This is a genomic window from Pseudomonas sp. SWI36, from assembly GCF_002948105.1.
Classification (GTDB): Bacteria; Pseudomonadota; Gammaproteobacteria; order Pseudomonadales; family Pseudomonadaceae; genus Aquipseudomonas; species Aquipseudomonas alloputida.
Genome location: NZ_CP026675.1, coordinates 432510 through 444874 on the forward strand (window position 1 = coordinate 432510; position 12365 = coordinate 444874).

Below are 12365 nucleotides of genomic sequence, written 5' to 3' on the forward strand. Positions count from 1 at the left end.
GTGTCAAGGCGTGGGCCCGACGGCTGCGGCCCACGCCTGTAATGCCTCACACGCGGCCATGGCCACCTGCTCATCGGTGCGCCCGGTGAACTGCCGCTCGATCGCATCGGCGGCGATCAGCCCGGCAATGGTGGGCTTGCCGACAGCATCGGTCAGGTCCAGCCATTCCCCCCAACTGGCAGGTACGTCGTACCAGCGTAGGTAGCCTGAGGGTGAACACGGCCACCATCGCTCATTGAACTGCAGAATCACTTTCTCCAGCTTGCCCATCCCCAGATGCGCCAACGCTCCCTGCTGTGTTTCAGGTAACGCAGGGGTAAAGTGCAACGTTTTCAGAACCCCCACCGGGACTGTGCAAATGCAGAAGTCGCACACCTCTTCATTCACCTTGACGCGCGCGCTCGACCAGTCGATGTGGGTGACAGGACTGTTCAGGCGGATATCCAGGTGCTTCGACAGCAAGTCGACAAGCTCGCTGTAGCCGCCTGGCAGCATACGATCACCATGCCCGACCCCCTCTTCATCCAAGGCACAGGCCGACAGTTCCTCGACGGGCAAACACGCTTCCAGTACCAGGTTGGCGTCGATGGCGAACTGCGTGGCACGCGCGAGCGCGGGGTCGAGTGTGGCCATGTAGCCATCGATCGCGTCAGACAAAGGTTGTTGCCGATCGAGACGCCTGGTCAAGGCATCCCAGGCGGCGTCGATATCCGGCAACGCCCCGCCGCGTGCCGCTGCAAGCGGGCAACTGAAATCGGTCTCGACGCAAGCCAAGCCATGTTGAAGTGCAACAGCGGCCAATGGGTTCTCGGCGAAATGCTGAAGCCATGCCGCACCTTCATCTGCTTTCACGCCGCCCAACTCGACAGTGTGCGTGCGCCCACCCGTTCGCCCACGCGCCTCCAGCACAGTGCAATCGACACCCCTTTCCCGCAAGCGTTGAGCGGCAGCCAAGCCTGCACACCCCGCACCGATCACGATCACCTTGCTCGCACCGGCACTCACGGCTGCCTCGGCGGCACGCAGCCCATCATTCCACGCACCATGAGTCATTGCCGGAGCGCTGGCATTACAAGCTTCTCCAGCGATGACCAAGCGCCCATGCAGCACTTGGCCCAGGGCGCTTCGATGCAACGGCGATCCGCCAGCCAGCAAGGCACTGTAGGCACCGAGGCTGAACGGGTCGCTACTCCAGTGGGTGACATGCCACGCGGTTGGTCTGTGCACGCTTTTCTCCGTTGAGGGGACTGTCCTGCAGGTGCATTAATGTTCATAATTTTTAGCAATAAAAGATGATCATCATCAGGTTTACTGACAATGGCCTTTACCAGCGACTCCCTGGCGATTTTCCTCGCGGTGCTCGATGCCGGCTCGTTCTCCGCCGCCGCCCGCAAGCTGGGCCGTGTGCCTTCAGCCGTGAGCATGGCAATCGCCCAACTGGAAGCGGAACTGGACCTGCCCCTGTTCGACCGGGCCACGCGCAAAGCCTTGCCCACCAACGCCGCCTTGGCGCTGGAGCCCCAGGCCAGGCAGGTCATCTGCCAACTCAACCTGCTGGATGCCCAGGCCCTGCAATTGCACAAAGGCCTGGAAAAGCGCCTGACCATCGCCATGGCGCCCGAGTTGCAGACCGGCCGCTGGAGCCAGCCGCTGGAAATCCTCGCCCAGGCATTTCCCAGCCTGGAAGTCGAGGTACGTTCGGCCACCCAGACCGAAGCCATTCGCCTGCTGCATGACGGCAGTGTGCAATTGGCCCTGGTGTTCGAACGGCCCGGCATCGATGAGCGCGAGTCATTCCTCGAGGCCGGCAGCCAACTGCTGGTGGCCGTTGCCTCACCGCGCCATCCAGCCGGGCAGAACAGCGGTTCGCCATTGCCTGAAGAGGCCTTTGCCGAACAACGGCAGATCATCGTGGCTTCGGGCAAGGCTACCGGATCGGACCCGCGCATGGTGCTGTCCCGGCGCATCTGGCTGACCGACAGCTACCTCGCCACGCTGGACCTGGTGCAGTCCGGGCTGGGCTGGGCCTACCTGCCGCAGCCATTGGTCGAACCGCTGATTGCCTCGGGCGCACTGGCCGAGGTGCGCTTCGACAACATGGCCAACCGCCTGCGCTTGTGGGTAGACATCATCTGGATCAAGTCGCGCCCGTTGGGCCTGGGCGCGCGACGCTACCTGGAAGTCATGCGCCAGCTGTTCGAGAAGGAGCCACCCAGGGCCTGACTCCCTTGCGCGCGTCCAGGCCCTGCAGGCGTTCGCCCAGCCCTTTGGGCTGTGTGCGGGTTATGCTGTCGGGGCCACCAACCTGTAGCCAACCCCCGCCTCGGTAATGATGAACCGCGGCGCCGTGGGGTCATCGCCCAGCTTCTGTCGCAGATGCCCGACCACGATGCGCAGGTAGTGGGTATCCTCCGCATGGGTCGGCCCCCAGATATCCTTGAGCAACTGCTGCTGGGTAATCACCCGCCCGGGGTGCCCGGCCAATATCGCCAGCAAAGCATACTCCTTGCGTGTCAATGCCACCTCCACACCGTCGAGCGTCACCCGGCGGAAGGCAAAATCCACCGTCAGCGGACCAAAGCTGGCTGCCACTTCCGAGCCGCCGGCTTGTGGCACCTGACGCAGCAACGCCCGCACGCGCGCGAGAAACTCCTGAATACCGAACGGCTTGGTCACATAGTCATTGGCACCACCATCCAGCGCATCGACCTTCTGCACTTCACTGGCACGCACCGACAACACCATCACCGGCACTGCACTCCATTCGCGCAACTCACGCAGCACCTGCTGGCCGTCCATGTCCGGCAGCCCCAGGTCGAGCACCACCAGGTCCGGCTTGCCCAGTGCCGCCTGGGCCAACCCTTCGGCACCGGTGGCGGCCTCCAGCACCTTGTAGCCTTGCGAGGCCAGGCTGATACGCAGGAACTTGCGGATCTGCGGTTCATCGTCGATGACCAACAGGGTAACGAACTGGCTCATGGGGTTTCGCTTTCGGCTTCAGGTTGAGGAGGCAGCGGCAAGCATAGAGTGATGCTGGTGCCTTGGCCATCAATGCCTTCGCCCACCAGAATCTGCCCGCCATGAGCACCGATCATGCCCTGGCAGATAGCCAGGCCCAGCCCGGTACCCTGCCCGCCGCGGTCGCCACGGGCGGCGGTGTAGAACATGTCGAAGATTTTCTCGCGGTCGGCTTCGGGAATGCCGGGGCCCTGGTCGCTGACGGTCAAGCGCAGTTGGTCGTCATGCACCGCCACCTGCAGCTCAAGCCGACCATTGGCCGGCGAAAAGCGTGCGGCGTTTTCCAGCACGTTGACCAGTGCCTGCTCGATCAACGCCGCATGCACGAACAGCAATGGCAGCTCGGCCGGCACGTCCGTGTGCACACGCAGCGGTGCCAGCACCACCCGCAGGCGGTTGAGCGCACTTCCGACGATATCCGCCGGGGCCACCCAGTCGCGGGCCAGCTTGAGGCCGCCATGGCCCAGGCGGGTCATGTCCAGCAGGTTCTGGATGTAGCGATCGAGGCGTTCGGCCTCGTTGCGGGTGCCCTCCAGCAGCTCGCGGCGGTCTTCAGCCGGGATTGCATCGCCCAACGCCAGCAGGCTGTCGATGCTGCCACGCATGGCGGTCAACGGCGTGCGCAAGTCATGGGATACGGAAGCCAGCAGGGCGCTGCGCAGTTGCTCGGTTTCGCCGTGCAGGCGTGCCGCTTCCAGCTGTTCGGCCAGGCGTGCGCGGGCTAGGGCCTGGGCCAGGGGCTGGCCTAGGGCGGTGAGCAGGCGCCGGCGTGGGTCGCTGAGCGGCTGCCCGTTGCGCGGGCGCACACCCAGCAGCGCCAGCGGCTGATCGTCCACCGCCAATGGCCACCACCACCAGCGGCCATTAGGCAGTGTATCGCTGCCGTGGCCGGCGGCCTGCCCATGCTGCCAGGCCCAATCGGCAGCCGCCCGTTCGGTGTCGCTGAAGGTGCAGGCTTCCCCGCTGGCCACTTGCAACTGGCCCTCGGCGTTGCGCTCCAGCAAGCACACCTGGGCGTCCTGCCAGCCGTCCAGGTGCTGGCCGGCAGCCTTGAATATGGCTTGGCGGTCGGTGGCTACCGTCAACCGGCGAGACAGGTCGAGCAACTGGCTGGTCTGCGCCTGGGTCTCGCGCAGCGCCTGCAACTGGCGACGCTGGCGCGCGGCCAGGTTGCCGGTGAGCGCAGCCATCAACAGAAAGAACACCAGTGTCAGCACGTCTTCTTCGCGCTGGATGGTGAACGAGAAGTTGGGCGGTATGAACAGAAAGTCATAGACCAGGAACGACAGCGCAGCGCAAGCCAGCGCAGGTCCCAGGCTACTGCGCACCGCGACCAGCAACACCGCCGCCAGGAACACCAGCGAGATATTGGGCAACGCGAGCACACTGGACACCGCCCAGGCCAGACCCGCAGCCATCACGGTGGCCAGCAGCGCCAGCAGGTAATGACGCCACACCCACACCCGCCGCACGGCTGAACGCGGCGCTGGCGGCTGCACGTCGCGGTCCAGCACGTTGATTTCCAGGCCACGGCTTTCGCGCAGCAGCCGCGCCGCCACACCAGCGCCGAACAAACGCCGACGCAGGCGGTTGCGGGACTGCCCGACCAGCACCAGGCTGGCCCGCCGCTCGACAGCATGCTGGATCAGCGTACGGGCCACTTCGCCAGCACGCAGCAGCACCACCTCCCCGCCCAGTCGCTCGGCCAGTTGCTGCGCGGCTTGCAAACGATGCCGTGCGGTTTCGTCACGCAGGCGGCCGTTGTCCACATGCACCAGGCTCCAGGGCAGGTGGCGGCGCTGGGCCACGCGGCTGGCATGGCGCACCAGGCGTTCGGCCTGGTCGTCACCGTCTATGCCCACCAGCAACCGGCCGCGCAAGGCCGGCGCCTCCTGGCCGCGCTGACGATAGCCGTGGGCCAGGTCGGCATCGACCTGAGCAGCGGCGGTCTGCATGGCCAGCTCGCGCAGGGCGGTGAGGTTGGTTTGCGAAAAATACGCATCGATGGCCGCCCGAGCCTGCTCGGGCACGTACACCTTGCCTTCACGCAGGCGTTCGAGCAGCTCTCGCGGAGGCAGGTCGATCAGCACCAGCTCGAACGCTTCCTGCAGCACCCAGTCCGGCAGGGTCTCGCGCACTTGCACGCCGGTGATATCGCGGACCTTGTCGTTGAGGCTTTCCAGGTGCTGGACGTTGACCGTGGTGTACACGTCGATGCCTGCGGCCAAGAGTTCCTGCACGTCCTGCCAGCGTTTGGCGTGGCGGCTGCCGGGGGCGTTCGTGTGGGCCAGTTCGTCCACCAGGGCCAAGGCCGGCGCGGCACGCAGCAGGCCGTCAAGGTCCATTTCCTCGAGGGTGACGCCACGGTACTGGCTACGCAACAAGGGCTGCTGATGCAGCCCTCCGAGCAACGCTTCGGTTTCGGCGCGGCCATGGGTTTCGACCACCCCGGCCAACACCTGTACGCCCTGGCGTTGCTGGGCGTGTGCGGCCTGGAGCATGGCGAAGGTCTTGCCGACGCCCGGGGCAGCGCCAAGGAACACCTTCAGCCGGCCCCGGCCGGTACGTGGGAGGTTGGCCAACAGCGCATCGGCGCGGGCGGAGTCACTCATGTTTCATCCTTTACTTTTTCCAACAGTCCGCCACTTCAGGGAAAGCCCCCTTAACTTGTAGGAGCGGGTTTACCCGCGAATACGTCAGTGGCACCACCACCGCATTCGCGGGTGAACCCGCTCCTACAGGCTTCCTGCCAGCGCTTCGATTACCTGACAATGGCGAGCTTTTCCAAGGCCTGGTTCAACGCCAGCACATTGACCACCGGCGGGCCGATCAATGGGTGGAGGGTGGCCTGTTCCAGCAAGGCTTGCAAGCGCTCGACCGGCAGCTGCCGTGCCGCCGCCACCCGCGGGATCTGATAGGCCAAGGCCTCCGGTGGCAAGTGCGGGTCCAGGCCGCTGCCCGAGGTGGTCAGCAGCGCCTGCGGCACTGGCCCCTGCTGCGCCTGATACAACGTGGCCGCATCGCCCTTTACCCGCTCAGCCAGCGCCGGGTTGCTCGGCGACAGGTTGCTGGCGCCGCTGGCCACAGTCGCGTAGGCACCTGCCGAGGGCCGCGAGTGGAACCAGCCATCGCCCTGGAAGTCCTGGGCGATCAATGCCGAACCCCGCACCTGGCCTTGCGCATCGCGTACCAGGCTACCGTTGGCCTGGTTCGGGAAAGCGACTTGGGCAATACCGGTCACCGCCAGCGGATACAGGGCGCCCGTCACCAGGGTCATCAACAAAGCCAGGCTCAATGCCGGGCGTAGATAAGCAGTCATGGCGGCCTCCTCAGACCAGGTTCAGGGCGTTGAGCAGCAGGTCGATCAGCTTGATCCCGGCAAACGGCACCACAATGCCACCCAGCCCGTAGATCAGCAGGTTGCGCCGCAACAGGTGCGCCGCACTGGCCGCCTGCACGCGCACCCCACGCAGCGCCAGCGGGATCAGCACGATGATGATCAGCGCGTTGAACACGATCGCCGACAGGATCGCGCTCTGCGGGCTGGCCAGTTGCATCAGGTTGAGCACACCCAGTTGCGGGTAGATGGCAGCGAACAGCGCCGGCAGGATGGCGAAGTATTTGGCCACGTCGTTGGCAATGGAGAACGTTGTCAACGCACCGCGAGTGACCAGCAGCTCCTTGCCGACCTGGACTACGTCCAGCAGCTTGGTCGGGTCGCTGTCCAGGTCGACCATGTTGGCGGCCTCCCGCGCAGCCTGAGTGCCGTCGTTCATGGCCATGCCTACGTCAGCCTGGGCCAGTGCCGGGGCGTCGTTGGCACCGTCGCCACACATGGCAACCAGGCGGCCTTCATTCTGCTCCTGGCGAATGCGCGCCAGCTTCTTCTCGGGCGTGGCCTCGGCCAGCACGTCATCGACCCCCGCTTCGGCGGCGATGGCGGCCGCAGTCAACGGGTTGTCGCCGGTTACCATCACCGTGCGAATGCCCAGCTTGCGCAGCTCGGCGAAGCGCTCGCGGATACCAGGCTTGACCACGTCCTTGAGGTGGATCACGCCCAGCAAACGCTTGTCGACGCACACCAGCAACGGTGTGCCGCCACTCTGCGCGATGCGTTCGACTTCACGGGCCAGTGCCGCCGGCATTTCCAGGCGTTGCATACCGACGAATGCCAGCACCGCATCGACGGCGCCCTTGCGGTAGCGGTGCTGCTCGAAGTCGATGCCCGACAGGCGTGTCTCGGCACTGAAAGCCACCGCTTCGAACTGCCCGGCAGGCGGGTCGACGAAGTCGTGCAACTGGCGCAGGTATTCGACAATCGACTTGCCTTCGGCGGTGTCGTCGGCCAGCGAGGCCAGCAAGGCGCCCTCCCCCAGTTCCTTGGCGGTAATGCCCGGTGCAGCATGCAGTGCGCTGCAGCGGCGGTTACCGAAGGTGATGGTGCCGGTCTTGTCGAGCATCAGCGTATGCACGTCCCCGGCCGCCTCGACGGCGCGGCCCGAGCGGGCAATGACATTCAGCCGTACCAGTCTGTCCATGCCGGCGATACCGATGGCCGACAGCAGGCCGCCGATGGTGGTCGGGATCAGCGTCACCAGCAGCGCGGCCAGGAAGATCAGCGGCAGGCTGCCACCCACGAAGTGGGCGAACGGCTGCAAGGTCACCACCACGATCAGGAAAATCAGGGTCAGGCCGATCAGCAGGATGTCGAGAGCGATTTCGTTCGGGGTCTTCTGCCGCTTGGCACCCTCGACCAGGGCGATCATCCGGTCCAGGGTCGACTCGCCCGGGTTGCTGGTGATGCGGACAAGCAGCCAGTCGGAGACCAGCCGCGTATTGCCGGTCACCGCCGAGCGGTCGCCACCTGATTCGCGTATTACCGGTGCGGATTCGCCGGTAATGGCGGCCTCGTTGACGGCCGCGATGCCTTCAATCACCTCACCGTCGCCGGGGATCACTTCGCCGGCGACCACGCGTACCACGTCGTCCTTGCGCAGCGCGCTGGCAGCCACCGTCTCGTAGCTGCCATCACGCAGACGACGCTGGGCGGTCAGGCCCTGGCTGCCGGCCTTGAGGCTGTCGGCGCGGGCCTTGCCACGGCCTTCGGCCAACGCCTCGGCGAAGTTGGCGAACAACACGGTGAACCACAGCCACAGGGCAATCTGCACCGCAACACCGGTGCTCACGCCGCCGCCGGGGGCAAAACACAGCACTGTGGTCAGCACCGCGGTCAGGGCCACCACCAGCATTACCGGGGAGCGCTTGAGCTGACGCGGGTCGAGCTTGACGAACGCCTGCACCAGCGCCGGGCGCCACAGCGCGGCGAAGCGGGTCTGGTCCTTGGCACTGTGCCGGCTATTCACTTCAGGAATGGGCATGTTCATGATCGGTCCTCAAAAACCCAGGCTAAGGTGTTCGGCGATTGGCCCAAGGGCCAGGGTCGGCAGGAAGGTCAGGCCACCGACCAGCAGGATGGTCACCAGCAGCAGGCCGGTGAACAGCGGGCCGTGGGTCGGGAAGCTGTTCTGCCCCAGCGGCGCGCTTTTTTTCGCCGCCAGGCTGCCGGCCAACGCCAGTATCGGCAGGATGTAGCCGAAGCGGCCGATGAGCATGGCCAGGCCGATCATCAGGTTGTGATACACGGTGTTGGCGCCAAACCCGGCAAAGGCCGAGCCGTTGTTGGCCGAGCCCGAGGTATAGGCGTACAGCAACTGGCTGAAACCATGCGCCCCCGGGTTGGTGACCGCCCCGGCCGGGCCGGGCAGGCTGGCGGCGATGGCGCCAAGTACCAGCACGCCGACCGGCATCACCAGCAGGGTTGCCACCAGAAGCTGCACTTCACGGGCCTGCAGTTTCTTGCCCAGGTATTCCGGGGTACGGCCAATCATCAGCCCGGCCAGGAACACCGCGATAAGGACGAACAGCAGCATGCCGTAGAGGCCCGCACCGACGCCGCCGAATATCACCTCGCCGACCATCATGTTGACCATCGCCACCATACCGGTCAGCGGGTTCAGGCTGTCGTGCATGGCATTGACCGAACCGTTGGAGGCGGCGGTGGTGGTGACCGCCCACAGCACCGAACCGGTGGTGCCGAAGCGGCTTTCCTTGCCCTCCAGGGGGGCGGTCTGCTGCACCTGCGTGCTTTCCAGGGCCGGGTTCGGCTGATACTCGGACCACAGCGCCGTGCTGCCACCGATCAGGAACAGGGCAAGCATGCAGGCGAGGATGGCGCGGCTCTGACGCAGGTCCTTCACGTAGTGACCGAAGGTGAACACCAATGCCACCGGAATGAGGATGATCGATGCCACCTCGAACAGGTTGCTCCAGGCCGTTGGGTTTTCGAACGGGTGCGCCGAGTTGACGCCGAAGAAGCCACCGCCATTGGTACCCAGCTGCTTGATGGCGATCTGGCTGGCGGCCGGCCCCAGCGGAATGGTCTGGTCGGCCCCTTGCAAGGTCAGCGCGTGGGCGTAGTCGGCAAAGGTCTGCGGTACGCCCTGCCATACCAGCAGCAGCGCCAGCAGCAAGCACAGCGGCAGCAGGCCGTAGAGGGTGGCACGGGTCATGTCGACCCAGAAGTTGCCCAGCGTCGTCGCGCTGCGCCGGGCGATACCGCGGCACAGGACAACCAGTACGGCCAGGCCGGTGGCAGGGCTGACAAAGTTCTGCACGGTCAGGCCAAGCATCTGGCTCAGGTAGCTGACCGACGCCTCACCGCTGTAGGCCTGCCAGTTGGTGTTGGTAACGAAACTGACGGCGGTGTTGAACGCCAGTGACCATTCCTGGCCAGGCAGGTTCTGAGGGTTGAGTGGCAGGTAGCCCTGCAACAGCAGCACGGCGAACAGCAGCAGGAAGCCGACCAGGTTGAACGCCAACAGGGCCAGGGTGTATTGCCGCCAGTTCTGCTCCTGGCTGGCGTTCACACCCGCCAGCCGGTAACAGCCCTGCTCGACCGGCCCCAGCACAGGGGTCAGCCAGGTACGCTGGCCTTCCATGACCTTGTAGTAGAACCGCCCGAGCCAGGGTGCCGGTAGCAGCACGATGACAAAGAATGCCAAGAGCAAGGCGAAATCGTAACTGTGCATGGCCGCTCCCTAGCTGCGATCGGCGCGCAGCAGCGCCACCAGCAGATAAAACGCCAATGCCACTGCCAGCAGCAGTGACAGCCCGTCGAGCATGTTCATGTGTGGATCTCCCCGTGTTACGGCTTGGGCCGCTTTGGGGAAATTGTCCGAGGGAGAGGCGTAAAGGGGCGAGATCGGGGGGTGGGGGTGGGTATAAAGAATGCGTAAAAATCAGCGTGGTGGTCTGCCTGTAACGGCCTCTTCGCGGGCTTGCCCGCTCCCACAGATACCACACATGCCTTGAAGGCTGTGCAGTACCTGTGGGAGCGGGCAAGCCCGCGAAAGGGCCGTTACAGGCTTATTGTTGTGGCGGCTGCTGTGCCGCGTTACGGCTCCAGTCCAGCAGCAGGCTGTAGCCTACCGCCAGCAAGGTCGGCCCGATGAACAGGCCAATGAAGCCAAAGGCAAGCAAGCCGCCGAACACGCCCAGCAGCACGATCACCAGCGGCAGGTTGCCGCCACGGCTGATCAGGTACGGTTTGAGCACGTTGTCCACGCCGCTGATGACGAACGTGCCCCACACACCCAGGAACACCGCCATGCCGTATTCGCCCTTCCACACCAGCCAAGCGGTGGCCGGGATCCAGGCCAGTGGCGGCCCCATGGGGATCAGGCTGAGCATGAAGGTGACCAACCCCAGCACGATCGCCCCGGGCACCCCGGCGATCAGGAAGCCGATCAGTGCCAGCAGGGCCTGCGCGGCCGCCGTGCCGATCACCCCGTTGACCACCCGCTGCACGGTAGCGGCTACCAGGTCCAGGTAATACTCGGCGCGCTCGCCCACCAGCCGGTGCAGCAAGCGCAGCACGAATGCCGCCAAGCGTGGCCCGTCGCGGTAGAAGAAGAACACGAACACCAGGCTCAGGGTCAGTTCCAGCACGCCGCTGCCGATCTGCGCGCTGCGCGCCAGCAACCAGTTGCCCACCTGCCCAAAGTAAGGCTTGATCGAGGTAAGCAAGGCTGCGCCTTGCTGGTCCAGCGATTGCCAGCCGTTGACCAGACGCTCGCCAACGAAAGGAATGCCACCCAGCCAGGCCGGTGCATCGGGCAGGCCGTCGACCTGCACGTCACGCACGAATGCCGTAGCGTCGCGAATGTGATCGGCCAGGTTGAACCCCAGCCACACCAAAGGCAGTGCCACGATCAGGATCCAGGCCATGGTCAGCAGGCCGGCGGCCAGCGTCTCGCGACCGCCCAGCAGGCGCGTAAGAAAGCGCATCAACGGCCAGCTGGCAAAGGCCAGGATGGCCCCCCACAGCAATGCCGATATGAAGGGTGCCATCACCCACAGGCCGGCCCCCAGCAATGCCACCAGCAGAATCTGGACCAGCAGGCGATCATTGTTAACCATGAGGGTGCTCGTTCAAGGGATCAGTTCAAGGTGCAGGCCGTCTGTAGGCGCACTGCCGACTTCAAGACGGCGATTGCGCACCCCGGCCTTGACCAGCGCCTCGCGCCAGGCCTCAGCCTGGGCGCCACTGAGGCTGACGCGCAAGGTGCTGTCAAGGTTCAGGCTGCGGGCCAGCAGGTTTACCCAGGCGTCTTGCGGTGCAGCAAGGTCAGGGTAGTCGAGCTTGCCGGTGTCACGCATTTCGCGCAGCACCGTAGCGGCGGTTGGCAGCAGCTCGCCCAGCGGGCTGCCTGAGATGAACTCTTCCACATGCAGATAGGCACGGCGGTTGCCACGGGTAACGCTGTACAACGCGACCAGGGTGTCGGCCTCGTCTGCCGAGCGGCGCAGCAGGATGAACGCCTGCTGCTCGTCGCCTCCGTTGAGGCGGGCATTGGCGAACACATCATTGGCCCACAGGCTGGCCTCACCGCAATCACGCCCCTGACACCAGAACAACGGGTAGCCACCCTCGCGTACAAGTGCTTCGCGGGCACTGGTGAAGGCCTCGCGTGCAGTCCGCTCGACGGGCAATTCGTAGGTCACCGAGCTGACCTGACCGCGGCTCTCGACTTTGTCATCGACCCGCAGGCGGCCACTGATCTTGCGTAGCGGGCCCATCGGGTAGACCCGCTCCTGCTCCGTCGCCGGGCGTTGATCGACCACCTTGGCGTCCTGCGGGACCGGCAGGCTGCCGGCCCACGACACGGGGGTGGCGAGCACCAGGCAGGCAGCCAAGGCAGTGCGAATGGAAACAGGCACGCTCATTGGCGAACCAGGCGGCGCTCAGCGCCGAATTGAAGCTCCAGGATGTCTGGCAGTTGCATGGT

The 12365-nt window shown here is 65.2% G+C and carries 10 protein-coding genes; 1 reads left to right on the plus strand and 9 read right to left on the minus strand.

Going from position 1 to position 12365, the window contains the following annotated elements:
• Positions 1 to 3: 3 nt before the first annotated feature.
• A complete protein-coding gene (locus C4Q27_RS02265; RefSeq protein WP_104886399.1) occupies positions 4 to 1227 on the minus strand; it encodes an NAD(P)/FAD-dependent oxidoreductase in 1224 nt (407 codons plus the stop codon).
• Between the two features lie 90 nt (positions 1228 to 1317).
• Between C4Q27_RS02265 and C4Q27_RS02270 the strand changes: the two genes are divergently transcribed.
• Complete coding sequence (locus tag C4Q27_RS02270) at positions 1318 to 2223, plus strand: LysR family transcriptional regulator (protein ID WP_010954926.1); 906 nt, start codon at positions 1318 to 1320, stop codon at positions 2221 to 2223.
• 60 nt (positions 2224 to 2283) lie between these two features.
• Here C4Q27_RS02270 and C4Q27_RS02275 read toward each other — a convergent pair whose 3' ends face one another.
• The 8 genes from C4Q27_RS02275 to C4Q27_RS02310 all read right to left on the minus strand — a co-directional run bounded on the left by C4Q27_RS02275 (position 2284) and on the right by C4Q27_RS02310 (position 12303).
• Positions 2284 to 2979: a response regulator gene (locus C4Q27_RS02275; RefSeq protein WP_104886400.1), complete on the minus strand. Its 696-nt coding sequence runs from the start codon at positions 2977 to 2979 to the stop codon at positions 2284 to 2286.
• Positions 2976 to 5630, minus strand: a complete 2655-nt coding sequence (locus C4Q27_RS02280; RefSeq protein WP_064493156.1) for a sensor histidine kinase KdpD — start codon at positions 5628 to 5630, stop codon at positions 2976 to 2978. Before C4Q27_RS02280 ends, C4Q27_RS02275 begins: the two co-directional genes overlap by 4 nt.
• A gap of 149 nt (positions 5631 to 5779) precedes the next feature.
• A complete protein-coding gene (gene kdpC / locus C4Q27_RS02285) occupies positions 5780 to 6337 on the minus strand; it encodes a potassium-transporting ATPase subunit KdpC (protein ID WP_003251480.1) in 558 nt (185 codons plus the stop codon).
• Between the two features lie 10 nt (positions 6338 to 6347).
• Positions 6348 to 8402, minus strand: coding sequence for a potassium-transporting ATPase subunit KdpB (kdpB, locus tag C4Q27_RS02290; RefSeq protein ID WP_064493155.1), 2055 nt, complete (start codon positions 8400 to 8402; stop codon positions 6348 to 6350).
• Between the two features lie 9 nt (positions 8403 to 8411).
• Positions 8412 to 10106 (minus strand): potassium-transporting ATPase subunit KdpA, encoded by a 1695-nt coding sequence (gene kdpA, locus C4Q27_RS02295; protein ID WP_020192635.1) that lies wholly within the window; start codon positions 10104 to 10106, stop codon positions 8412 to 8414.
• Positions 10107 to 10115: 9 nt separating this feature from the next.
• Positions 10116 to 10205: a K(+)-transporting ATPase subunit F gene (kdpF, locus tag C4Q27_RS02300; RefSeq protein ID WP_003251485.1), complete on the minus strand. Its 90-nt coding sequence runs from the start codon at positions 10203 to 10205 to the stop codon at positions 10116 to 10118.
• Positions 10206 to 10443: 238 nt separating this feature from the next.
• On the minus strand, positions 10444 to 11496 hold the full coding sequence (locus C4Q27_RS02305) for an AI-2E family transporter (RefSeq protein ID WP_019750854.1): 1053 nt from the start codon (positions 11494 to 11496) through the stop codon (positions 10444 to 10446).
• A 12-nt stretch (positions 11497 to 11508) separates the two neighbouring features.
• Positions 11509 to 12303, minus strand: coding sequence for a DUF4892 domain-containing protein (locus C4Q27_RS02310; protein ID WP_010954931.1), 795 nt, complete (start codon positions 12301 to 12303; stop codon positions 11509 to 11511).
• Positions 12304 to 12365 lie beyond the last annotated feature (62 nt).

What these genes read in the sequence shown, in the direction of transcription:
- kdpB (WP_064493155.1), bottom strand. Translation starts at nt 8,402, where the DNA reads ATGAACATGCCCATTCCTGAAGTGAATAGCCGGCACAGTGCCAAGGAC.
- C4Q27_RS02310 (WP_010954931.1), bottom strand. Translation starts at nt 12,303, where the DNA reads ATGAGCGTGCCTGTTTCCATTCGCACTGCCTTGGCTGCCTGCCTGGTG.
- C4Q27_RS02275 (WP_104886400.1), bottom strand. Translation starts at nt 2,979, where the DNA reads ATGAGCCAGTTCGTTACCCTGTTGGTCATCGACGATGAACCGCAGATC.
- C4Q27_RS02270 (WP_010954926.1), top strand. Translation starts at nt 1,318, where the DNA reads ATGGCCTTTACCAGCGACTCCCTGGCGATTTTCCTCGCGGTGCTCGAT.
- kdpF (WP_003251485.1), bottom strand. Translation starts at nt 10,205, where the DNA reads ATGAACATGCTCGACGGGCTGTCACTGCTGCTGGCAGTGGCATTGGCG.
- C4Q27_RS02280 (WP_064493156.1), bottom strand. Translation starts at nt 5,630, where the DNA reads ATGAGTGACTCCGCCCGCGCCGATGCGCTGTTGGCCAACCTCCCACGT.
- kdpA (WP_020192635.1), bottom strand. Translation starts at nt 10,106, where the DNA reads ATGCACAGTTACGATTTCGCCTTGCTCTTGGCATTCTTTGTCATCGTG.
- kdpC (WP_003251480.1), bottom strand. Translation starts at nt 6,337, where the DNA reads ATGACTGCTTATCTACGCCCGGCATTGAGCCTGGCTTTGTTGATGACC.
- C4Q27_RS02305 (WP_019750854.1), bottom strand. Translation starts at nt 11,496, where the DNA reads ATGGTTAACAATGATCGCCTGCTGGTCCAGATTCTGCTGGTGGCATTG.